The sequence below is a fragment of the Tenacibaculum profundi genome (assembly GCF_052050075.1).
Lineage (GTDB): Bacteria > Bacteroidota > Bacteroidia > Flavobacteriales > Flavobacteriaceae > Polaribacter.
On sequence record NZ_CP197225.1, the window covers coordinates 1,945,660 to 1,968,399 of the forward strand.

The following is a 22,740-nucleotide window of genomic DNA, read 5'->3' on the forward strand; positions in this document are numbered from 1 at the left end:
AATTTAGTTAACAACACGTTTACCTAAAGTGATTTTAACTCTAACTCAAATAATTGCGAATTTATAATTGATCTGTATTCGAATGAAATATTTGATTCTTTTTTGAAAACACATGTTATGCTAACAGTTTCAACTAATTTTCGCTTCATTTTAACAGCAGTCTCTGGAGTTCCCTTAGAGTCATCCTGGTGGAATTCAATAATATTATTTTTATCAAATCTCTTATTATCTTCCAACCATTCCGAAAACCATTTTTTTCTTTCTTGTTTAACCTCTTCATCATATAAAGAAGAGGAAGACCAAATATGAGGCTTATTATCAATTTTTTTAAAATATTTTTTTACCCCATCCCAAACCAACTCATAAATTTTTAAACCTTTAGACCACTCTAAAAGAATAATTGTAAAAGGCTCAACTCCTTCAAAAGAGATTCGTTTTATTTCACCTATTACATCGTTACTAGATAATAAATGCTTAACTATAACACCTCTACTTATTTTATAAAAAGAAGTTCTTTGATGATTTTTAAACCCTCCATTCAAAAGACAAACTAACCTATGCTTTTCACTTAACCCCAACCATGTTCCTCCAGCCACCTGATCTTTAGGGTATACTAGTTTCACACCATTTTCTCTATAGCTTCTAGGCTCCAAAGTTTTTCTAGCGGGCATTTCATCCCTGTTAGATGTTAAAATAAAATCATTATCTCCTAAGGGTAAAAAGGTTACTGTACACATATTGTTTCTTTTTTAAGTAAATAAGACGTATTAACCATTTATTTATTACTAAAAATAACCTTAACTTTGTTTTTTTCTGTAAGAAATACAAATAAATAATTTTAATAACAAACAACACATAGAAATGGGAAAAGGTTTTTTTCATGTACCGCCTGCTATTAATGAACCAGTTAAGGGATACACACCAGGCTCTCCTGAAAGAGAAGCAGTTTCAAAACAATACAAAGAATTTTTTAACGGATCGGTTGACGTACCAATGTACATTGGTAGTGAAGAGGTAAGAACTGGAAACACCCAAAACATGACTCCTCCACATGATCACCAACACGTTGTAGGTCAATATCATTTGGGAGATAGAACTCATGCTGAAAAAGCTATTGAAGTTGCTTTAGAAGCAAGAAACGAATGGGCTCAAATGCCTTGGGAACAAAGAGCTGCTATCTTTTTACGTGCAGCTGAGTTAATCGCAGGCCCTTACCGTTCTAAAATTAACGCAGCTACTATGATTGCTCAATCAAAAACTATTCATCAAGCGGAAATTGATGCAGCCTGTGAATTGATTGACTTTTTACGTTTTAACGTAGAATACATGTCTGACATTTACAATGAACAACCAAATTCTGATGAAGGAATATGGAATCGTATTGAATATAGACCTTTAGAAGGCTTTGTTTATGCTATTACTCCATTTAATTTTACTGCAATTGCCGCCAACCTACCTGCATCTGCTGCTATGATGGGGAATGTTGTTGTTTGGAAACCATCTGACAGTCAAATTTTCTCGGCAAAAGTAATTGTCGATGTATTTAAAGAAGCTGGAGTTCCTGATGGAGTAATTAATTTAGTATACGGTAATCCTGTTGAAATTACTGATGCTGTTTTGGCTTCTCCTGATTTTGCTGGAATTCACTTTACAGGATCCACTTACGTTTTCAAAGAGATTTGGAAAAAAATTGGAGAGAACATTCACAATTACAAAACATATCCAAGAATTGTAGGTGAAACTGGGGGGAAAGATTTTATAATTGCTCACCCATCTGCGAATCCTAAACAAGTTGCTACGGGCATCTCAAGAGGTGCTTTTGAGTTCCAAGGACAAAAATGTTCTGCTGCCTCTAGAGTTTATCTTCCAAAATCAATTGCTAATAAGGTTCTAGATTTTGTAAAGGAAGATGTTGCTTCTTTTAAAATGGGGTCTCCTGAAGATATGAGTAACTTTATTACTGCTGTTATTCACGAAGGCTCTTTCGATAAATTAGCAAAATACATTGACCAAGCAAAAGAAGATGCTGATGCCGAAATTATTGCCGGTGGTAACTATGATAAATCAAAAGGATACTTTATTGAGCCAACAGTTATCTTAACTACAAACCCAAAATATACTACAATGGAAACTGAATTATTTGGTCCTGTAGTAACTGTTTATGTATATGAAGATGCTGATTGGTCTGAAACTTTAAAATTAGTTGATAGTACTTCTGAGTACGCTTTGACTGGAGCTGTATTCTCAACAGATAGATATGCTGTTGCCGAGGCGACTAAAGCTTTGGAAAACTGCGCTGGAAACTTCTATATTAACGACAAGCCCACAGGTGCTGTAGTTGGACAACAACCCTTTGGTGGAGCTAGAGCTTCAGGAACAAACGACAAGGCTGGATCTGCACAAAACTTATTGCGCTGGGTATCGCCTCGTTTAATCAAAGAAACTTTTGTTTCTCCAACTGATTATCGTTATCCGTTTTTAGGTTAAAACACATATAATTTCAAATATTTACAAAAAAAGGCTACAATAATGTAGCCTTTTTTTATAATTTTATTTAAAAACAAGTCTAAACGCGAGGCAATAAAACTCACTTAGAAATATTTATTACTATTATCAGAATAGTATATTTGAAAAAATTCTCACAAAATACTATTATCTATACATTGAAAGTTGTTGACTTTATCCTTCCTTAATATTAGCATGTTTTATAAATTACATAATTATTTTATAACATGATTTAATACCATAAAGTAATGACAAATAGCGCCTCCTAAAACAAAGAAATGCCAAATAACATGGTGAAAAGGTATTTTTTTTACTGCATAAAAAATTATTCCTATAGTATAAAATGCACCACCTGCCCATAAAAGATGTAACCCATCTTGACTCATAGCTAATTTCAAAGCTTTAAAATCGAATACAATTAACCATCCCATAAACAAATATAGCAATGTAGATAAAAAACCATATTTACCAGTATAAAAAAGCTTTAATATGGTACCTATAAAAGCAATACCCCAAACTATAAAAAACAATAACCAACCTTTACTTTGAGATAATAACAATAATAATACAGGTGTGTATGTTCCAGCTATAAGAAGATAAATACTAATGTGATCAATAATTCTGAATTTTCTTTTTCTCTCCTCAGTTTTCGTAGCGTGGTACAGAGCCGAAGCACTAAAAAGTATAATAACAGAAACGCCATAAACTATAATACTGAAAACACTCCAAGGTTTATTTGTGTTGACCAGCAACAGTACTGCAAGTCCATAAATTCCCATAACAGCACCAACCGCATGGGAAATCGTATTCCATTTTTCTTCTGTTGGTGTTTGAATATCCATAAAACAAAAATATAAAAAGAGCACATATTATTAGTATAATATGTGCTCTTTTTATAGAGGATCCTCAATTCTAAGAGAATTACTTATTTTGAAAATCGTTACTCTCGTTAACCTTGACTTCTCTAGCGTTTAAAACTTCATTAGTATCAGCATAAGAAACCACTGCAACAAAACTCAAATTGGCCACATCCTCTATATAATCAGGGACATTGGACTCAAATGTTTTTTCTATTATAGCTCCCTTGATTGTTCTAGAATTAGACATTATTTCCCCAGAAATTTCTTCAGAAAAAACAAATCTAAGAACATCGTTATTCACAAACTTATCAATTTTTGTAGCTTCTCCAAAATAATCAGTGTAGTTTAGCTGTACTTTTCTAACCCCATCTTCTATAGCCATTAAAGTAAACTTTAACCCCTTGCTTATTGTTGTGCCAAATCCAATAGTTGCTTTTATTTTCATTAGATTTCCTGAAACTGTTGATGACAATTTAATCCCTAAAGGAGTGTCAGTGTTAATTAGGTCTGTTACTTGATCTAAATTATCCGGTTCAGGAAAATCCCAAACATATTTTCTATCAATGTAAGCCGTAGGAAAATTATCAACATCAAATAAAAGTCTCATTTTTCTTGTAAACTGGTTCTGTAGGGAATCTAGCTCATGTATTGCCACTGTAATTACATTTTCCGTTCTTTTATTCACCTCTTCTATGGCATGAGTTACTCTTGGGCACCATCCACACCAAGCCCCTGTGTAATCTTCAATCAGCACATTTTTTTGAAATGTTTGACCTTCCATCTCTAAATTTATTTCGTACTTAGTATTCTCAGAAAAAGCGGTATTTGAAACCGATGATGCTTCAACCGTTGAATCTTCACTCAGATCTGATCCTGAACAGGACAAGAGAAAAAGAGTTAAAACTATACAAATTAAATGATTGAATTTTCTTCTTTCCTTTATTTTCATCATATCGATATTTTTTAAATTTAAAATAATTGATCTGTTGAAACAAGACAATAGAAGTTTACCCTAAAAAATAACGAAAAAGAATTTTAGGGGAAACTCTAGATTCTCTGTTATACTCGGTGAAATAAATAAAACTATTAAAATTATGAGGCCACTTTTAACACTATGCTTGTTTATTACAACCGCATATTCTTTTTCTCAAAAAAAACTTCCTAATAAAAATATTTACCTTCTAAATAATAGTTCTTCCAATATTGAAAAGGAGATTGATAATCATAAAATAACTATTATTAGTTTTTGGGCAACTTGGTGCGTTCCTTGTTTAAATGAACTTGACACGATAAATGAAGTATATGAAGAGTGGCAAGATGAGTTAAATATTGAATTAATTGCAATTTCAACAGATGATTCCAGATCTCAGAAAAGAGTAAAAGCACTGATCAATGGAAAAGGTTGGCCATATAAAGTTCTATTAGATAAAAATCAGGAGTTAAAAAGAGCTTTAAATATACATACAATTCCAGAGCTTATTATTGTAAAAGGGGGCAAAATAATTTATCGTCATTCGGGGTATTCTCCAGGTTTCGAAGATGAACTTTATGAAATAATAAAAGAAAACTCCTAACTTATAAAACACTTACTACTTAATGAAAAAGCTCTACATAATGCTTTTAGGCTGTTTTTCTTTCAGTTTTACGCTAAAAGCACAAAACGATCATAACCTATCATTAGGTTTTGAATCGAATTCGCAATACTACGTCGATGATTCGAAAACGGGCCCATTTCTGGAGCCTGAAAGATTTAGATCTAATAACTACTTAACTGTTTTATATGAGTATAAAGATTTTTACGCGGGGATTCAAGCTGAAAGTTATTCGCCAATGGCATTATTGAATTACGATGCCAGATTTAAAAAAACTAACCTTGGTTTGTACTATGCCGGATATAAAAACAAAAAGTTTGAGGTTACCTTAGGCCATTTTTACGAACAATTCGGAAACGGTTTGTCTTTACGATCATGGGAAGATCGTCAATTGGGAATCAATAACGCATTACGAGGAGCTAGAATAAAATACTACCCAACTAATTTTATTGAGTTAAAAGCTATCTATGGTAAACAACGAGCAGGTTTCGAGCATTCAAAAGCAGATATTTTCGGATTTGACTCTAATATTGGTTTATCAGATTTTTTGAATCTTGAAAACTCGTATTTATCATTTGGTTTGAGTTATGTTGGTAGAAACGATGAAACAGCTTTAGCTAGTTTTAACCTACCTGAAATAACCAATGTTTTTGGAGGAAGAATCGATTTCTCTTCGGGTAATTTTTACTCAGGAGTTGAATTCTTAACAAAAAATGAAGATGCTATTTATGTAATGAATAAACCTAGAGGTGCAGAAAAAGGTAATGCCTTTTTCTTGAATTTTGGATATACTCAAAAAGGTCTTGGCGTTGATGTAACACTTAGAAGACTTGAAAATATGGGCTTTTATTCGGATAGAGAGACAACTGGAAATATATTCAATCAGTATATTATAAACTACTTACCAGGATTAACAAAGCAACATGATTATTTACTTACAAATATTTATGTTTATCAAGCTCAAGCTCAAGGAGCTTTTAATCCCATTCCTAAATTTGGTGAAATTGGAGGTCAGATAGACTTCTTTTACAAATTTAAAAAAGGATCGGTCTTAGGAGGTAAATATGGGACTAAGATTGCAGTTAATGCATCGTATTGGTATGGTCTTAAAGGAGAAGCTGATTTAAGCAACTCTTCGAAATTTACTTATAATACATCTAACTTCGGTTTTGGGGAAAAATACTTCTCTGATTTTAGTTTAGAGATTCGTAAAAAATGGTCTAAACAATGGAGCAACATCTTCTATTTTGTAAATCAGTATTACAATAAACGTTATATTGAAGAAACCGTTGGAGATGTTCATGCTAAGATCTTGGTTGGAGAAACAACCTATAAGATAGGAGGTGGAAAATCTCTACGATTTGAAGCTCAACATTTGTGGACTGAAGATGACAGGAAAAATTGGGTTGGAGGAACACTAGAGTGTAATCTTTCTTCAAGACTTGGTTTTTACTTAAATGATATTTATAACTACGGAAGTGATGAGACTAGTGAAAAAATCCATTACTACAATTTTGGAGGTAATTATACCTATGGATCGTATCGATTTAGTTTGAATTATGGCAGGCAACGAGGAGGACTAATTTGTGTGGGAGGTGTCTGCAGAAATGTTCCAGAAAATACAGGACTTACAGCTAATATTAGCATGAGCTTTTAAAAATACATAAAGAGAGCCAAATGGCTCTCTTTTAACCTTTATACTTTATGGGGATGTGAACTACTTTTTTAGTCTCGAAAAATAATTCATCAAAATAATTCGGTAAATCGTAAATAGTAGCCCTCGGAAATCCACTTAACTCTTCAGTTAAATCTCCTCCTTTTAAATACAAAATTCCATTTTTTAATTCATGGTTTTGCTTTTTTTGAACCTTTCCTTTTACCCACCTATGAAAAGTTTCCATTTGCGCAACAGCCCTACTTACTATAAAATCATATGTATCTTTTACCTCTTCAACTCTTCCATGTGTTGTTTCAACATTTTTCAGCTCTAAGCCCTCAACTACTTCATCAACTACTTTAATTTTCTTCCCTATTGAATCTACTAAATGAAATTTAGTTTCAGGAAATAAAATTGCTAATGGAATACCTGGAAAACCTCCTCCAGTTCCAACATCCATAACTTTTGCTCCAGCTTGAAAAGAGGCTACCTTTGCTATTCCTAAAGAATGTAAAACATGTCTAAGATATAACTCATCAATATCCTTTCTAGAAACAACATTGATTTTCAAATTCCAATCTTCATAAAGCTCTTGTAACTTTGAAAATTTTTCTTCTTGTTCTCCTGATATATTAGGAAAGTATTTTTTGATGATTTTCATTCAAATGTATTTTCTGTACAAAAATAAAAAACTAAATTGTTATTGTTTATTTTTACATCAAAGATATCATTCTAGTTAAAAAGTTATTTTAGATACTGATAGTCACTCAAAAACACTTATTTTAGCTTTTAATAACAAACAACAAATGAAGACGGTAAACTTCTCTCGGATAGATAAACAAAAGTTCTTTAGAACATTAAACAAGCGTGTAAATAATTATTTTAAAGAAAACAATATTAAACGGACTGGAAACTGGAAACTTTACAGTAAAGCTATTGTTATGTTTTCAATATTTTTAGTTCCTTTTGTCTTGATTTTAACAGTAGACATGTCCCAATGGTTAAAATTAATGCTTTCCATTATTATGGGAGTAGGGATGGCTGGTGTAGGAATGAATGTAATGCATGATGCCAATCATGAATCTTTCTCAAGCAATAAATGGGTTAACAAATTAATGGGAAGCAGTATTTATATACTAGCAGGTAACGTATACAACTGGAAAGTTCAACATAATGTTCTCCATCATACTTATACCAATATCAAAGACCATGACGAAGACATTGACGCGGGAAGAATTATTCGTTTTTCCAAACATTCAAATTGGTTATGGATTCATAAATTCCAAAAATATTATTCTTTCCTTCTTTATGGTTTACTTACCATCAATTGGGCTATAACTACAGATTTTAAACAAATGAAAAGTTTTTTAAAGAGAAAGTTATCCTATGGGAAATTTCCTAATCCAACGACGGAATGGACCAAGTTAGTGATTTCAAAACTCATTTACTATTCATTATGGATAGTTCTTCCAATAGCAGTACTTAAAATTTCATGGTGGAAAGTACTAATCGGTTTTTTTGTAATGCATTATACTGCAGGAATCATATTAAGTATCATTTTTCAGTTGGCTCATGTGGTACCTAAAACTGACATGCCTCTTCCTGATGAAAATGGTAATATGAAAAATACTTGGGCAATACACCAACTTTACACAACAGCTAACTTTGCTCCTAAAAATTGGTTTATTAATTTTTACACAGGAGGTCTAAACCATCAAGTAGAACATCATATTTTTCCTAATATTTCACATATTCATTATAAAAAACTTGCTCAAATCGTAAAGGAAACAGCGATGGAATTCAATCTTCCTTATAACGAGTATAAGACAACTAGAAAAGCAATTATTGAACATTTTAAACACTTAGCTGAACTAGGGAAAAAACCACAGCTAGCATAAAATCAACAACAGAATTAATACAAACAATGTCAAACGAATTATCAAACAGAATTAAAAGTTTACCCGTTTCTCAAACTTTAGCTATGGCAGCAAAAGCGAGGGAGCTAAAAAATGAAGGTAAAGACATTATTAGCTTAAGCTTAGGCGAGCCTGACTTTAACACTCCTGAATTTATTAAGGAAGCCGCTATTGAAGCAATTAATCAAGACTTTAATTCATATACACCGGTTGATGGATACTTAGATCTCAAAGAAGCAATTTGTCATAAATTTGAAAGAGATAACAACATAAAATATAAACCCAATCAGGTTGTTGTATCTACTGGAGCGAAACAATCCATAGCGAATGTTGCGCAAGTTTTATTAAACCCAGGAGATGAAGTAATACTTCCTGCTCCTTATTGGGTAAGTTACTCAGCAATAGCAACGCTTTGTGAGGCAAAATTTATTGAAATTCCTTCAAGTATTGATAACGACTTTAAAATTACTCCAGAGCAATTAGAAGCGGTTATTACACCAAAAACAAAAATGGTCTTCTTTAATTCGCCTAATAACCCAAGTGGTTCTATTTATAGTGAAGAAGAATACAGGGCTTTGGCTGCTGTTTTAGAAAAGCATCCTCAAATCTATATACTTTCAGATGAGATTTACGAGCATATTAACTATGGTAGTAAACTATTTAGTTTTGCTGCTATTGAAAGTATGTATGATAGAACTATTACAGTAAATGGCTTGGCTAAAGCTTTTGCTATGACTGGATGGAGAATCGGATATATTGGAGCTCCAGAATGGATTGCCAAGGCATGTACTAAAATGCAAGGTCAAATTACTTCAGGTACAAACTGTATTGCTCAAAGAGCTGCTATAACTGCAGTTTTAGCTCCACCTTCTAAAGTAAAATATATGGTTGATGAGTTCAAAAACAGAAGAGATTTAGTTTTAAAATTGTTAAATGAAATTGAAGGATTTAAATTAAATATTCCTGAAGGTGCTTTTTATATATTCCCAGATATTTCTGCCTTTTTTGGAAAAACACTAAAAGGAAAAGAAATAAAAAATGCAAATGACTTTTCAATGTTCTTACTGGAAGAAGCCAACGTTGCTACCGTTACAGGTGATGCTTTCGGAGCTCCAAACTGCATTAGAATGTCTTATGCTGCATCTGAATTACAATTACGAGAGGCTATAAAACGAATTAAGGAAGTTTGTAAATTAAAATCTAGTGCAAGCTTAACATAAATTCAAACCAATAAATAAAAAAGCGAAATATTTTTCGCTTTTTTATTTATTTAAAAGTACTTAATTTTCTTTTCGAAACTTAATCAATTGCTTATCCTAAATAAATTATCAATTTACTTTCCAACTGATTCAAAGACGTACTTTAATTAATACTTTGTAAGATACTTCCATATAATAAAAATATTATAGTGGTACAATTCTTTAATATTCAGAATCTCGTATTTTTCTAATTAGCTTTACTTTCCCAATTTATATAGCCCCCCTCTAAGTTATAGACCTCAAAACCCTTATTTATCAGTATTTTGGATGCAATAACACTTCTACCTCCAGACCTGCAATATAGATAAACTGGTGAATCTTTTTTTAATGAATTCGATACTCTTTCTTCAAAATTATCTGAAGTAACATCAATATTAATCGCGTTGTTTATTTTTCCTTCAGCATATTCTTCGGGTGTCCTTACATCAACTAATTGAATGTCTGAATGGGTACTTAATACTGTTTTTAAATCTGATGTTTTTATATTCACAAAATTTTTATTTTTTTGTTCGCATGAAATAAAAAATAATATGACGAAGTAAATTCTTATCAATTTTATCATAAACTTATTGCTTTTTTAATGAACAAGCCTGCATCGTTCTTGGTATAGTTGTTTCTTTAATTGCTTTGTACCCTCCTGCTACATCAATAACATGATGATAACCCCTTGCTTTTAATATAGAAGCAGCAATAACAGATCGATAGCCTCCTGCACAATGAACGTAAAAATCCTGATCAAGAGGAAATCCTTCAATAAATTTATTCAAAAAATCTAATGGAGTATTTGGCACATTTTTAATATGTCCAATCTCATACTCTCCAGGTTTTCGTACGTCAAAAACTAGTGCTTTATTTAATAATTTATTTTCTAGCTCATATGCTGAAATTGACAACAAGGTGTCTATTTCTTTACCAGCATCTTTCCAAGTTTCAAAACCGTTATCTAAATACCCTAAAACATTATCAAAGCCAACTCTAGAAAGTCGAGTTATTGTTGTTTCTTCTTCTCCCTTTGGCGTTATCAGTAAAATAGGCTGATGAATATCCTTAATTAAGGCCCCTACCCATGGAGCAAATGTACCTTTTAAGCCTATAAAAATAGATTGAGGAATAAATCCTTTTATAAATTCTGATTGATGTCTTACATCAAGGATTATCGCATCGGTTTCATTTGCTTTTTTTTCAAACTCATCTGGCAAGAGAGATCTTGAACTATTTTTAATAACATCGTCAACAGACCTGTAGCCCTCTTTATTCATTTTAACATTTAAAGGAAAGTATGCCGGGGGCGGTAATAAACCATCCGTAACTTCATTAATAAACTCTTCCTTAGTCATATCATGACGAAGTGCATAGTTTGTTTTTCTTTGATCTCCTATCGTTCCAATAGTTTCTTTACTTAAGTTTTTACCACAGGCAGAACCAGCGCCATGTGCAGGATAAACAATAACATCATCTTCTAATGTCATGATTTTATTTCTAAGACTATCAAATAGAAAACTTGCCAACTCTTCTTGAGTTAAATCATTTGTTTTTTGAGCTAAGTCAGGCCTCCCTACATCTCCTAAAAAAAGTGTATCTCCACTAAATATAGCATGGTTATTACCATCTTTATCCTTTAACAAATAAGTGGTACTTTCCATAGTATGCCCAGGTGTATGTAGCGCTGAAATAGTTATTTCTCCTAATTGAAAAACTTCATAATCTTCGGCTATATGTGCCTTAAACTTTGTTTTTGCCGTTGGACCATAGACTATAGTTGCCCCAGTTTTTTCAGCTAAAGTAACATGACCACTAACAAAATCAGCATGAAAATGCGTTTCAAAAATATACTTAATCTTAGCTTTGTTTTCCTTTGCTTTGTTTATATAAGATTGAACCTCTCTCAATGGATCTATAATGGCGACTTCTCCTCCGCTTTCAACATAGTACGCCCCCTGAGCCAAACAACCTGTATAAATTTGTTCTATCTTCATAATATAAATATATTATTTGTTTATTATCGATACGCTTGATGAATGTATTGTGCGTATTTTTTTTGATTTAAATTATCTCCTGTTTTAAAATAATGAACTGCACCATTTGCTCTCATGAAAAAGTGATCTATTGAAATTTCATCTAATACACCACCTCTAAAAAGAGCATCTCTAACAGGACCTTTTACCCCTGCCAAATAAAAAGTGATTTCCTTTTTCTTATAAAATCGAATTCTTTCTATTAGCATATCAACACCTGTACTGTCAACTCTATTAATACTTTCTGCATCCAATACTATCAACTTTAATACCGCTCCTTTTTCACCTGTCATTTCCTCTAATTTATCTCTAAAGTATCCAGCATTAGCATAAAAGAGTTGTGCGTCAAACCGAAATACCAGAACCTGGTTATCTATCAGAACTTCTTTAAACCTGTTTTTATTTCTATAAAAATCTGAATTAGGAACCTTTCCTAGCTCAGTAACATAAGGTCTTGATGTTCTATAAATTAATAAAATCAATGAAAGCCCTACTCCTACCAAAATACCATATTCAATTCCAAAAACCAAAGTAGAAAAGAAGGTAGCTACTAATAACCAAAAATCAAGATTATTTGCACTCCATAATCGTCTAGCCTCTCTTATGTTAATTAAATTAAATACTGCCACAATAATAATTGCCGCCAGTATTGATTTAGGAAGGTAATAAAAGACTGGTGTAAGATATAATAATGTTAACATAACAAGTATAGAAGATACAAAGGCTGCAACCCCTGTTTTCCCATTAGACTCAGCGTTAATTGCTGATCTAGAAAAACTAGAAGCAGAAGGGTATGCTTTAAAAAAAGATCCTAAAATATTGCTAAGTCCTAATGCTATTAGTTCTTGATTAGGTTGAACTCTATATTGATCTTGTTTAGCTTCTAAAGTTTTTCCTATGGAGATAGTCTCAAGATATCCTACCATAACTAAAGTTAATGCTATTGGCATTAATTCTTTTATTAATGGAATATCGATAACAGGAATAGAAAAACTTGGTAAACCTGAAGGTACCCCTTTTACGATATCAACACCTTCCCAACTATCACCAAAGTACTTTATTAAAATAATTCCACTTGTGACTACGATCAACGCATTTGGAATTTTTTTATTTAATTTTCTAAATAAAAAGATTGTAATACAAGCTAGCAGACCAATTATAGTTGTTTTAATATTTAAAAACTGAATTCTGTTAATAATATCATCTACCAAAATATGAATCTGATCACTTTGAAGGAACTCTACACCAAGAAGATTTTTAAATTGATTTAAACCAATAGTCAAAGCAACTGCAGAAGTAAATCCCGTAATAACGGGTCTAGATAAAAAGTTAACTATAAAACCTAATTGAAAAACTCCCATAAGCAATTGCATACTTCCTACAATCATTGCTAATAGTATTGCTATAGATATATAGCTTTCTGATCCTACCAAAGCTAACGTAGAAACTCCCGTTGCTACGATAAGTGAATCCATTGCTACAGGACCTATCGCAACCTGACGTGATGATCCAAAAACTGCATAAATAACTTGAGGAACTAAAGCTGTATATAACCCATAGATTGGAGGTAAACCAGCTATTAAAGCATATGCAATACTTTGTGGTATTAAAACAATGGCAACAGTGATTCCTGCAAATATGTCATTTTGTAAATACTCCTTTTTATAGCTTGGTAACCAAGCAAAAACAGGTATTAACTTCTTAATCAATTTCATCTTTAAGTTAAATAAACTAAGCTTTTAGCATTAATTTTAAATAAATACCAACGTTTTGATTTTCGTATCGTTATAGTAACCACATTAATAAAATAGATTACTAATCAATTAAAACAATTCCCCCTGAGACGAACTTCTTGTGCGTCCCAAATGTTTATAGGCTAAATCCGTGACTTCTCGTCCTCTGGGTGTACGCATAATGAATCCCTGCTGAATTAAAAAGGGTTCATATACTTCTTCTATCGTCTCCGCATTCTCTGCTACAGCTGTTGCTAAAGTAGTCAGACCAACTGGTCCGCCTTTAAATTTATCAACAATTGTGCTTAAAATCTTATTATCCATTTCATCTAAACCATATGCATCTACATTTAAAGCCGTTAAAGCATATTTTGCTATGCCAACAGTAATATTTCCATCTCCTTTAATCTCAGCAAAATCTCTAACCCTTCTGAGTAAAGCATTGGCAATACGTGGCGTTCCCCTACTTCTTCCTGCTATTTCAATCGCTGCTTCTAGTGAAATAGGGACCTTCAAAATAAAAGCACTACGTTCTATAATTGTACTTAGTAACTCGGTTGAATAATATTGTAACCTACTACTAATTCCAAATCTTGCCCTCATTGGAGCTGTTAGTAAACCAGAACGAGTTGTGGCACCAACCAGAGTAAATGGCTCCAAATTAATTTGAACGGTTCTTGCGTTTGGTCCCGACTCTATCATAATATCTATTTTAAAGTCTTCCATTGCAGAATATAAATACTCTTCAACAATAGGACTTAACCTATGAATTTCATCTATGAACAGAACATCTCTCTCCTCTAAGTTAGTTAATAAACCGGCTAAATCTCCCGGTTTATCTAAAACAGGACCTGAAGTTACCTTGATCCCTACCTTCAATTCATTTGCTAAAATATGAGCTAACGTAGTTTTTCCAAGTCCAGGAGGACCATGAAATAACGTATGATCTAAAGCTTCTCCCCGCCTATTAGCAGCCTCTACAAAAATTTGTAGATTTTCAAGTGCCTGATCCTGCCCAGTAAAATCACTAAATGAAAGAGGTCTAAGCTTTTTCTCTACATCTAACTCTTCATGAGAATAGTTATTTTTATCTGGATTTAAATGTTCATTCATACACATACAAATATACTCCAAATATAGTATCTGATTTGTAATAAATGTTACTCACAACCAATGAATAGTTCAAATTATTTTAATTTATTTTATAATTTACAAATTTATTTTAACTACAATTTTATTTCATCACCCCCCCCTTTAACACTGAAAAATAACGTTTTATAAAAAAAAAGAAGTATTTTGCATGTTTATTAAAAACCTTAGTTTAGGATATAGAGTAAATATAAATTTCCCAATCATACAAAATAAAACTTGAAATGAGACTTAAGTATCTACCCTTCATGATGTCGATAATTTTGACTTCAGTACTATTTGGTCAAAAGACATCCCAAAAAACAACATGGACTGGACAATTGAAATACAACTTTATACCAAGTATAAAAGAACAGATTAAAAGAGGTACTTTGATCTCACCATCGAAAAATAAGAAAACCCCTTACGCTAAGGATAAAAAAATTAAGGGGAATAAAGTTATACCAGGAAAGGGACTTCCTAGACAATTTGATCCGCTATTGAGTACGCAAAAAAGATCCGCTACAAAAAAAATAAAATCAACTAAATTTACATTTGAGTCAACAAATCAGACTGATTCTCCTTCAGATCCAACAGGAGCCGTTGGTAGGGATTATTATATCACGGCCTGGAATACAGCCTTTAGGATTTTTAATAAAGATGGTACACCCGCATCAGAAGCTATTAGTTTAGAAACATTGTTTCCAGGAAGTGCCGATGGTGATCCTATTGTACTTTATGATTCAGAAGCTGACAGATACATTGTTACCGAATTTGAAGATAACCCAAATGGATTCCATATCGCTATTTCACAGACAAATGATCCCGTGAATGGAGGCTGGCATACATATAGTGCAGATTCATTTCAAACAGGAACTTTTCCAGATTATACTAAGTTTTCTATTTGGTCAGACGCCTACTATGTGACAGCTAATATCTCTGAAAGTGATGATTCAAACAATATAAGGAATGGTCAAGTTTGGGCTTTAGAAAGGGATAAGATGCTAAATGGAGATAGCAGTGCTAGTATTCAATCTTTTACCTTAACAGGTATGGTTACTAACGGATTTTACAGCCCGCAAGTATTTAATGTAATTGATGACAACTTGCCTTCAGATGGTAACGCTACTCTTGTATACTTGCAAGATGATGCTTGGGAAGGGATTGACACTGATCATCTAAAATTATGGAACATTAATATTGACTGGAATAACCCTGTTAACTCCTCAATATCGGCACCAATTGAGATACCCACAACACCATTCACATCAGTTTTTGATGGCGGTGATTTTTCTAATTTATCGCAACCAACAGGACCTGATATTGACGCTATGCAAGGCGCAATTATGAATCAAGCTCAGTTTAGAAAGTTTAGTACTTACAATTCTGCCATATTTAATTTTGTCGTAAACACGAATACTACAAACGAATTGGCAGGAATAAGGTGGTATGAATTAAGACAAAATGGGGATGGTCAACCTTGGTTTGTTCATCAAGAAGGTACTTATACTGCTCCTGGTAATAGACATGCTTTTGGAGCTAGTATGGGAATCGACGAACAAGGTAATATTGCTATGGCATATTCATCTGTAAGTACAGATGAAAGTATTTCATTAAGATACACAGGTAGATTTCATGACGATCCACTAAACGTAATGACGGGACAAGAAGAACTAATTGTTTTAAGTACATCCGACAATCCAATTTATAGATATGCTGACTATTCACATCTCACAGTGGATCCATCTAACAATTCTGATTTTTGGTTTGTAGGTGAATATTTTAATAATGGAAATAGGAGTAATATGGTTGGTGTATTTCAAATTAGTGAACCATTGAATAATGACATTGGTGTTTCTCGTATAGTAGCCCCAACTGGGGCAACTCCAACGAGTTTAGAGGAAGTGACTGTTCTGATTACCAATTACGGAAAAAATAGTCAAAGTAATTTTACAATTAGCTACTCAATAAATGGAGAATCAAAGATTACAGAAACATTCAAAAATACTTTATTGCCATACACATCTGCAGTTTATACATTTGATACAACTTTTGATATGTCCGTATTAAATGTTAATTATGAAATAAAAACAAGTACCGAGTTGGATGGCGACGAAAATTCACAAAACAATAGTAAGATTATAAATATAACCAATTCAATTAGACATTGTGTTCCTGAAGCTAAATTTGGGTGTATGGAGGATGGTATAAAGCAGATAATTTTAGGGAATATTAATGTAGATAATGGAGAAGATGGTTGTAATTCAACCGGAAATATTCTTGGGTATGTAGATAGAACAAAATACATAACTGATTTAAATCGAACAGAACAACATGTATTAGAAGTACAACATAATTGGAGTGAAAGTCCATCAGGGCAAACAATATCTGTATGGATTGATTACAATGATAGTAGCTCGTTTGATGAAAATGAACATGTAATTAAGGGAGAAATGTTCAGTGTCGCTAATTCGTTAGAAAAATTTGAATTTACACTTCCTCCTGATGCTAATTTAGGAAAACACAAATTGCGAATAAAAGCGATTGCTGAAATAGGAGATGGTGATATTAAGGATCCATGCGGTGATTATGGATTTGGAGAGGTTCATGATTATTTAGTTAACATAACGGATGAAAACACAAACAATAATATCATTATAAAGGATTCTGATCTAAAAGTACTGACATTGCCCAATAAGAAATATACTTTTCTTTTAAAAACAGGGTATACAGGAATACTTACCTTCAGGGTTTATGATATATTGGGTAAAACAATCGTTTTTAATAATATTTCAAAATCAGGCGCTGAATATAAGTATGATCTTGACATGTCCTATGCAAGTACAGGTACTTATATCATAAAAATTGGTGCTAAATCCAATTACAAAGAGTATAAAATCGTAATCAAATAAAAAAGAATATTAGATTCCTTTTTCTACTTGTTTTGCATATCTATAAGATATTTTATTTTAAAACTTAATTAAGTATGCTTCCTATTGCTGATAAATAATCTTATTAAAATTGTTTAAAATGAGGAAGTTTATTCTCTAATCTTTATTAGATAATCATATTTATAAGATAGTATAATTATTGAGAATAATATTTAATGACATTTTAGGTAAAAATAAATATTAAAGACTAGAGTAGTAATAATCATTATGAATAAAACCGGCCTTAGATTTAAAAATCTAAGGCCGGTTTTATTCATAAATTTTTTGAAATAATTACGAAGGATCCTCTCCATTTAAAAGAGGTGTATTTTGAGGAACAAAATCTTTTCCATGTATGTAATTATTATTTTCATCAGTTTTACTGTAATCATAAGCCCATCTATGAACTTCTGGAATAGCTCCAGGCCAATTTCCATGAATATGTTCTACTGGAGTAGTCCATTCTAATGTATTTGAGTTCCATGGGTTTTGAGTTGCCTTTTCTCCTCTATATATTGAAATAAAATAATTAGCTAAAAATATTAACTGTGCTAAACCTCCGATAATGGCCATTACTGTAATAAAAACATTAATATCAGCTAAATCATCAAACATAGGGAAGTTAGTATTTGTATAATATCTTCTAGGAAGTCCAGCTAACCCAATAAAATGCATTGGAAAAAATACACCATACGCAGATATAATGGTAATCCAAAAATGCCAATATCCCATTGTTTTATTCATCATTTTACCATACATTTTAGGAAACCAATGATAAATTCCGGCAAACATTCCAAATAATGCTGAAACTCCCATTACTAAATGGAAATGCGCTACAACGAAATAAGTATCGTGAACATTAATATCTAATGCAGAATCTCCTAATACAAGCCCTGTTAATCCTCCTGTAACAAAAGTAGATACTAAACCTATCGAAAACAACATTGCGGGATTCATTTGTAAATTACCTTTCCACAAAGTTGTCACATAATTAAATGCCTTAACAGCTGATGGAATTGCAATTAAAACTGTAGTAAATGTGAAAACTGAACCTAAGAAAGGATTCATTCCCGAAACGAACATATGATGTCCCCAAACTATTGTAGATAAAAAAGCAATTGCTATAATTGATCCGATCATTGCACGATAACCAAAGATTGGCTTACGGGCATTCGTTGAAATTACTTCAGATGTTAAACCTAATGCAGGTAATAAGATAATATAGACTTCAGGGTGTCCTAAAAACCAGAATAAATGTTCAAACAAAACAGGTGATCCCCCCTGATAGTGTAGTACTTCCCCTGAGATAAAGATATCGGAAAGGTAAAATGAAGTTCCAAAACTTCTATCAAATATTAATAATAAAGCAGCTGACAATAGTACAGGAAATGATATCACCCCAATAATCGCTGTTATAAAAAATGCCCACATAGTTAAGGGTAGCCTTGTCATCTTCATACCCTTTGTTCTGAGGTTTAAAACTGTAACAATATAATTTAAAGATCCAATTAAAGAAGAAGCAATAAAAATAGCCATTGATACGAGCCATAGCGTCATTCCTGTGCCTGAACCTGGAATAGCTTGGGGCAAAGCAGATAAAGGAGGATAAATTGTCCATCCTGCAGAAGCAGGCCCTGCTTCGACAAATAAGGAAATAACCATTATTATTGATGAAAGGAAAAATAACCAATATGAAACCATATTTAAGAAACCAGAAGCCATATCCCTAGCACCAATTTGCAAAGGAATCAAAAGATTAGAAAAAGTTCCGCTTAAACCGGCTGTTAATACAAAGAATACCATGATTGTACCGTGTATTGTAACTAATGCTAAGTACATATCAGGATCCATTACTCCGTCTGTTTGGTGATGACCTAGAAATGCTTCAATTATCGAAAAAGAAGTTTCCGGCCAAGCTATTTGTAAACGAAATAACATGGACATAAAAACCCCAATGATTCCCATAAACATACCAGTTATTAAAAACTGTTTAGAGATCATTTTATGGTCTGTAGTGAAGATATATTTCGTTACAAATGTTTCTTTATGATGATGATCTGACATAATCTATACGTTTTAAAATATCTTATTTAATAACTTGAGCCAAGGTTTTTTGCTCTGACAACCATTTTTTATAATCAGCTTCTTCTACAACAGTAATTTTCATTTGCATATTGTAGTGAGAAGCCCCGCAAATTTTATTACATAAAAGTAAATAATTAAATTCATATAATTCTTCACCCTTGGCTGCACGAATTTTATTAATACCCTTAGTTTTTTCAATTACCTCAGAATTATTTCGCATTTCCTCTGTAGTATATTTTGGAGTAAAGGCAAACTGAGTGACCATTCCAGGAACACAATTCATTTGTGCTCGAAAGTGTGGCATATAAGCTGAATGTAAAACATCCTGTGAACGGAATTTAAATAATACTTTCCTTCCTTTTGGTAAATACAACTCGGTTACCTGCTTATCATCTTTTGAGTTTGGATCAGTCATATCAACTCCCATGGTATTTATACCCTTGATGAAATTAACGTTACCTAAACCTAACTCATTATCTTCTCCAGCATAACGGGCATCCCATCTAAATTGTTGTGAATAAACTTCTATAACAATTGGATTTTCATCATCTCCTATAGACATAACATTATTCCATTGCCATAGCCCATAACCAATCAGTAAAACTATAGTAATGGCAGGAATTGTTGTCCAAATTAGTTCTAGTTTGTGACTATCGGCAAAAAACAAAGCTTTTTTGTCCTTTCTACCTCTATATTTGAAAGAAAAATAAAATATTAAAAATTGCATTGCAAACTGAACAATCCCAATAAGCCAAAAGGTTATATCAAAAAGATTGTCATCGTGTTCACCTTCAACACTAGCGGCTTCTGGTAACATAATTACATTCCAAGCAAGTAAACTGTAAATCATTAACGCGTATAGAATTACTAAGAATCCAATAGCTATTTTTCCTTGTGTATCGTTATCTTTATCGGTAGCAATTACAGAGCGGAAATTCATAATACGAGTTATTTGCCAAAAACTAACTCCTATTGCAACTGCTATAAAAATGTAAAATAAAGCGAGCATAATATATAAACTATTATTGTTTTTAATTTATTTATTTGTTAATGATGATTACTATCTTCACCCTTGTGTTCTATAATGTAATAATGGTGCGTTTCACTTTCATGTAAAAAAGGATTCCCTTTTGCTAAAACTTCAGCCTTAGAAAAAGCACTAAATGTTGCGTAAATAAATAAGCCTATAAAGAACAAAATAGCACTAATCTCTCCTATACCAAATCCCCACTGAGCACCAACAGTACCAGGCATGATCATCACGAATAAATCTACATAGTGACCGATTAATATAGCAACACCACCTAAAATTACAAGCCAAGGTATACTCTTAAAATCACTATTGATTAATAATAAAACAGGAAAAGCAAAGTTTAAGACCACCATCCCTAAAAAGGGTAACTTGTATTCATTAAATCGTTGAGCAAAATAAGTTGTTTCTTCTGGCATATCTGCATACCAGATAAGCATAAATTGAGCAAACCATAAATAGGTCCAAAATACAGAAAAACCAAACATAAACTTAGCTATATCATGTATATGACTCTCATTTACAAAAGGTAAAACTCCTTTAGATCTTAAATAAATAGTAACCATAGAAATAACTGTTAAAGCAGAAACAAGCAATGTAGCTAATACATACCATCCGAACAATGTAGAAAACCAGTGAGGATCGATTCCCATAATCCAGTCCCATGACATCATAGATTCCGAGATCATGAAGAAAACTACAAACCCTACGCTAATATTGTAAAGATTCTTATGAAGCTTTAAACTTCCGTTATCTTGTTCTATAGATTTTTTTCTAATAATTAGCCTAAAAATGTTCCAACCTGCTAAGTAAAGAAAACTTCTGATAGCCCACCCAGGAACATTCATCCACCAATGTTTTTTATCAACAATTGGATCATAATTTGGACTTTGAGTGTCAAAAACGCCCTCGGCCATCCATGGAAATAAATGGTTTTTATGCATTACCGTCAATCCAATAAAAATTATCATGAATATACTTACGTAATGGATATTGTTGGTTATCGCCTCAAAAACTCTAAATAAAACAACTGACCAACCCGCATGTGCAATTCTTTGGGCGGCATAAAATGCTAAGACTAATAAACTGATCCCAAGCGAAAATAACATAGCAACATAGAATGCAGACCATGGTCTATTCTGCATTTGATGAAAAGCATGCGCTACATGATGATCTGAGTGATCATTATGATGAGCAGAGGAGTCAGAAGATGCGTGCTTATCTTCTTTGCTGTCATGATGTGATTCAGCGTGAACTTTTGTTGAATGATGGTTGGTATTTTCATGATGAACATTGGCTTCATCATGGCCACCATGATGTGCACCTTCTTGCTTTGCTATTATTTCTTTAGCTTCTTCTAAGGTACTAGGAGCCGATATAAAATTATAAACAGTACCTAATAACCCAACTACCATTAAAGCAAGTGCAAATATTTTTAATTTTCCTGTAAACTGATACATATCTTTAAATATCTAAAATAGAATTATTTTAATTCGCTTCTTAATTTCTCTACATACTGAACAACTTGCCAACGTTCTTTGTATCTTAGTTGTGAAGCATGTGACCCCATCAAATTCTTACCATACATAATAACATGATATATATTACCTGCATTTAAGTCTCTATCTTTATAATTAGGAATCCCGTTAAACTTATCTCTCTGTGATAAAATTCCATTTCCATCACCTTTTTTTCCATGACATGCAACGCAATAGATATTATAAAGCTCTTTTCCTTTAGCTAAATTCTTCTCATTAGTTACAAAAGGGTTTTTTAATTCAGCTTTCGCTTTTTCATACCCCTCGTTAGTATCTGCGATATCATAGGCTACGATACCACTTCTGCTAACTGTTCCGGCTACAGGCTTTCTGTTTACTGGAACTCCTCCCGCAGAGGTAACTCCATTGGCATCATAAGCTACAGAAACATACATATCAGGCATATATTGTACCTGTGATTTTCTTTTATCGTTACAAGATATGATACTTGTAACAACTAACAAAGTCAAAAATATTTTTAAACTATTCATA

The 22,740-nt window shown here is 32.5% G+C and carries 18 protein-coding genes; 6 read left to right on the forward strand and 12 right to left on the reverse strand.

The annotated features are described in order from the left end of the window. Window positions 1–23 precede the first annotated feature (23 nt). On the reverse strand, window positions 24–737 hold the full coding sequence (locus tag ACSIGE_RS07960; RefSeq protein ID WP_440879340.1) for an NRDE family protein: 714 nt from the start codon (window positions 735–737) through the stop codon (window positions 24–26). Between the two features lie 124 nt (window positions 738–861). Here ACSIGE_RS07960 and pruA point away from each other — a divergent pair, with 124 nt between their 5' ends. Continuing rightward, the gene (pruA, locus tag ACSIGE_RS07965) at window positions 862–2,487 is read left to right on the forward strand and encodes an L-glutamate gamma-semialdehyde dehydrogenase (RefSeq protein WP_440879341.1); all 1,626 of its coding nucleotides are present in this window, start codon (window positions 862–864) and stop codon (window positions 2,485–2,487) included. A 233-nt stretch (window positions 2,488–2,720) separates the two neighbouring features. On the opposite strand, the gene trhA is transcribed toward pruA, so the two are convergent. After that, on the reverse strand, window positions 2,721–3,347 hold the full coding sequence (gene trhA, locus ACSIGE_RS07970; RefSeq protein ID WP_440879342.1) for a PAQR family membrane homeostasis protein TrhA: 627 nt from the start codon (window positions 3,345–3,347) through the stop codon (window positions 2,721–2,723). A gap of 79 nt (window positions 3,348–3,426) precedes the next feature. Then, window positions 3,427–4,317: an Omp28-related outer membrane protein gene (locus tag ACSIGE_RS07975; protein ID WP_440879343.1), complete on the reverse strand. Its 891-nt coding sequence runs from the start codon at window positions 4,315–4,317 to the stop codon at window positions 3,427–3,429. A gap of 142 nt (window positions 4,318–4,459) precedes the next feature. On the opposite strand from ACSIGE_RS07975, the gene ACSIGE_RS07980 reads away from it, so the two are divergent. Continuing rightward, complete coding sequence (locus ACSIGE_RS07980) at window positions 4,460–4,939, forward strand: TlpA family protein disulfide reductase (protein WP_440879344.1); 480 nt, start codon at window positions 4,460–4,462, stop codon at window positions 4,937–4,939. Between the two features lie 22 nt (window positions 4,940–4,961). Beyond that, window positions 4,962–6,614, forward strand: a complete 1,653-nt coding sequence (locus tag ACSIGE_RS07985) for a DUF6029 family protein (protein WP_440879345.1) — start codon at window positions 4,962–4,964, stop codon at window positions 6,612–6,614. A 31-nt stretch (window positions 6,615–6,645) separates the two neighbouring features. Here ACSIGE_RS07985 and rsmG read toward each other — a convergent pair whose 3' ends face one another. Further along, window positions 6,646–7,275 (reverse strand): 16S rRNA (guanine(527)-N(7))-methyltransferase RsmG, encoded by a 630-nt coding sequence (gene rsmG / locus ACSIGE_RS07990; protein WP_440879346.1) that lies wholly within the window; start codon window positions 7,273–7,275, stop codon window positions 6,646–6,648. A gap of 145 nt (window positions 7,276–7,420) precedes the next feature. Here rsmG and ACSIGE_RS07995 point away from each other — a divergent pair, with 145 nt between their 5' ends. Both ACSIGE_RS07995 and ACSIGE_RS08000 read left to right on the forward strand, forming a co-directional pair. Beyond that, window positions 7,421–8,512 (forward strand): fatty acid desaturase family protein, encoded by a 1,092-nt coding sequence (locus tag ACSIGE_RS07995; protein WP_440879347.1) that lies wholly within the window; start codon window positions 7,421–7,423, stop codon window positions 8,510–8,512. A gap of 26 nt (window positions 8,513–8,538) precedes the next feature. Further along, window positions 8,539–9,750 (forward strand): pyridoxal phosphate-dependent aminotransferase, encoded by a 1,212-nt coding sequence (locus tag ACSIGE_RS08000; protein ID WP_440879348.1) that lies wholly within the window; start codon window positions 8,539–8,541, stop codon window positions 9,748–9,750. A 226-nt stretch (window positions 9,751–9,976) separates the two neighbouring features. On the opposite strand, the gene ACSIGE_RS08005 is transcribed toward ACSIGE_RS08000, so the two are convergent. The 4 genes from ACSIGE_RS08005 to ruvB form a co-directional block, all read right to left on the reverse strand. After that, complete coding sequence (locus ACSIGE_RS08005) at window positions 9,977–10,279, reverse strand: rhodanese-like domain-containing protein (RefSeq protein ID WP_440879349.1); 303 nt, start codon at window positions 10,277–10,279, stop codon at window positions 9,977–9,979. Window positions 10,280–10,355: 76 nt separating this feature from the next. Next, window positions 10,356–11,765, reverse strand: coding sequence for an MBL fold metallo-hydrolase (locus ACSIGE_RS08010; protein WP_440879350.1), 1,410 nt, complete (start codon window positions 11,763–11,765; stop codon window positions 10,356–10,358). Between the two features lie 23 nt (window positions 11,766–11,788). Continuing rightward, on the reverse strand, window positions 11,789–13,519 hold the full coding sequence (locus tag ACSIGE_RS08015) for a SulP family inorganic anion transporter (protein WP_440879351.1): 1,731 nt from the start codon (window positions 13,517–13,519) through the stop codon (window positions 11,789–11,791). 108 nt (window positions 13,520–13,627) lie between these two features. Continuing rightward, complete coding sequence (gene ruvB, locus ACSIGE_RS08020; protein ID WP_440879352.1) at window positions 13,628–14,650, reverse strand: Holliday junction branch migration DNA helicase RuvB; 1,023 nt, start codon at window positions 14,648–14,650, stop codon at window positions 13,628–13,630. 260 nt (window positions 14,651–14,910) lie between these two features. Here ruvB and ACSIGE_RS08025 point away from each other — a divergent pair, with 260 nt between their 5' ends. Beyond that, window positions 14,911–17,577 (forward strand): GEVED domain-containing protein, encoded by a 2,667-nt coding sequence (locus ACSIGE_RS08025; RefSeq protein WP_440879353.1) that lies wholly within the window; start codon window positions 14,911–14,913, stop codon window positions 17,575–17,577. Window positions 17,578–17,889: 312 nt separating this feature from the next. Here the strand turns inward: ACSIGE_RS08025 and ACSIGE_RS08030 are convergent, their stop codons facing one another. From ACSIGE_RS08030 to ACSIGE_RS08045, 4 genes are read right to left on the reverse strand one after another with little or no spacing between them, the layout of a single operon-like run. After that, on the reverse strand, window positions 17,890–19,659 hold the full coding sequence (locus ACSIGE_RS08030) for a cytochrome c oxidase subunit I (RefSeq protein ID WP_440879354.1): 1,770 nt from the start codon (window positions 19,657–19,659) through the stop codon (window positions 17,890–17,892). A gap of 22 nt (window positions 19,660–19,681) precedes the next feature. After that, entirely contained in the window at window positions 19,682–20,689 is a 1,008-nt protein-coding gene (locus ACSIGE_RS08035) for a cytochrome c oxidase subunit II (protein ID WP_440879355.1), read from the reverse strand. Between the two features lie 38 nt (window positions 20,690–20,727). Next, window positions 20,728–22,170, reverse strand: a complete 1,443-nt coding sequence (locus ACSIGE_RS08040) for a quinol:cytochrome C oxidoreductase (RefSeq protein ID WP_440879356.1) — start codon at window positions 22,168–22,170, stop codon at window positions 20,728–20,730. Between the two features lie 23 nt (window positions 22,171–22,193). Next, complete coding sequence (locus tag ACSIGE_RS08045; RefSeq protein WP_440879357.1) at window positions 22,194–22,739, reverse strand: c-type cytochrome; 546 nt, start codon at window positions 22,737–22,739, stop codon at window positions 22,194–22,196. Window position 22,740 lies beyond the last annotated feature (1 nt).

Coding starts and splice junctions, on each gene's coding strand:
- rsmG (WP_440879346.1), bottom strand. CDS start 7,275: ATGAAAATCATCAAAAAATACTTTCCTAATATATCAGGAGAACAAGAA.
- ACSIGE_RS08010 (WP_440879350.1), bottom strand. CDS start 11,765: ATGAAGATAGAACAAATTTATACAGGTTGTTTGGCTCAGGGGGCGTAC.
- ACSIGE_RS07975 (WP_440879343.1), bottom strand. CDS start 4,317: ATGATGAAAATAAAGGAAAGAAGAAAATTCAATCATTTAATTTGTATA.
- ACSIGE_RS07960 (WP_440879340.1), bottom strand. CDS start 737: ATGTGTACAGTAACCTTTTTACCCTTAGGAGATAATGATTTTATTTTA.
- pruA (WP_440879341.1), top strand. CDS start 862: ATGGGAAAAGGTTTTTTTCATGTACCGCCTGCTATTAATGAACCAGTT.
- ACSIGE_RS08015 (WP_440879351.1), bottom strand. CDS start 13,519: ATGAAATTGATTAAGAAGTTAATACCTGTTTTTGCTTGGTTACCAAGC.
- ruvB (WP_440879352.1), bottom strand. CDS start 14,650: ATGAATGAACATTTAAATCCAGATAAAAATAACTATTCTCATGAAGAG.
- ACSIGE_RS08035 (WP_440879355.1), bottom strand. CDS start 20,689: ATGCTCGCTTTATTTTACATTTTTATAGCAGTTGCAATAGGAGTTAGT.
- ACSIGE_RS08030 (WP_440879354.1), bottom strand. CDS start 19,659: ATGTCAGATCATCATCATAAAGAAACATTTGTAACGAAATATATCTTC.
- trhA (WP_440879342.1), bottom strand. CDS start 3,347: ATGGATATTCAAACACCAACAGAAGAAAAATGGAATACGATTTCCCAT.
- ACSIGE_RS07980 (WP_440879344.1), top strand. CDS start 4,460: ATGAGGCCACTTTTAACACTATGCTTGTTTATTACAACCGCATATTCT.
- ACSIGE_RS08045 (WP_440879357.1), bottom strand. CDS start 22,739: ATGAATAGTTTAAAAATATTTTTGACTTTGTTAGTTGTTACAAGTATC.
- ACSIGE_RS08000 (WP_440879348.1), top strand. CDS start 8,539: ATGTCAAACGAATTATCAAACAGAATTAAAAGTTTACCCGTTTCTCAA.
- ACSIGE_RS07985 (WP_440879345.1), top strand. CDS start 4,962: ATGAAAAAGCTCTACATAATGCTTTTAGGCTGTTTTTCTTTCAGTTTT.
- ACSIGE_RS07995 (WP_440879347.1), top strand. CDS start 7,421: ATGAAGACGGTAAACTTCTCTCGGATAGATAAACAAAAGTTCTTTAGA.
- ACSIGE_RS08040 (WP_440879356.1), bottom strand. CDS start 22,170: ATGTATCAGTTTACAGGAAAATTAAAAATATTTGCACTTGCTTTAATG.
- ACSIGE_RS08025 (WP_440879353.1), top strand. CDS start 14,911: ATGAGACTTAAGTATCTACCCTTCATGATGTCGATAATTTTGACTTCA.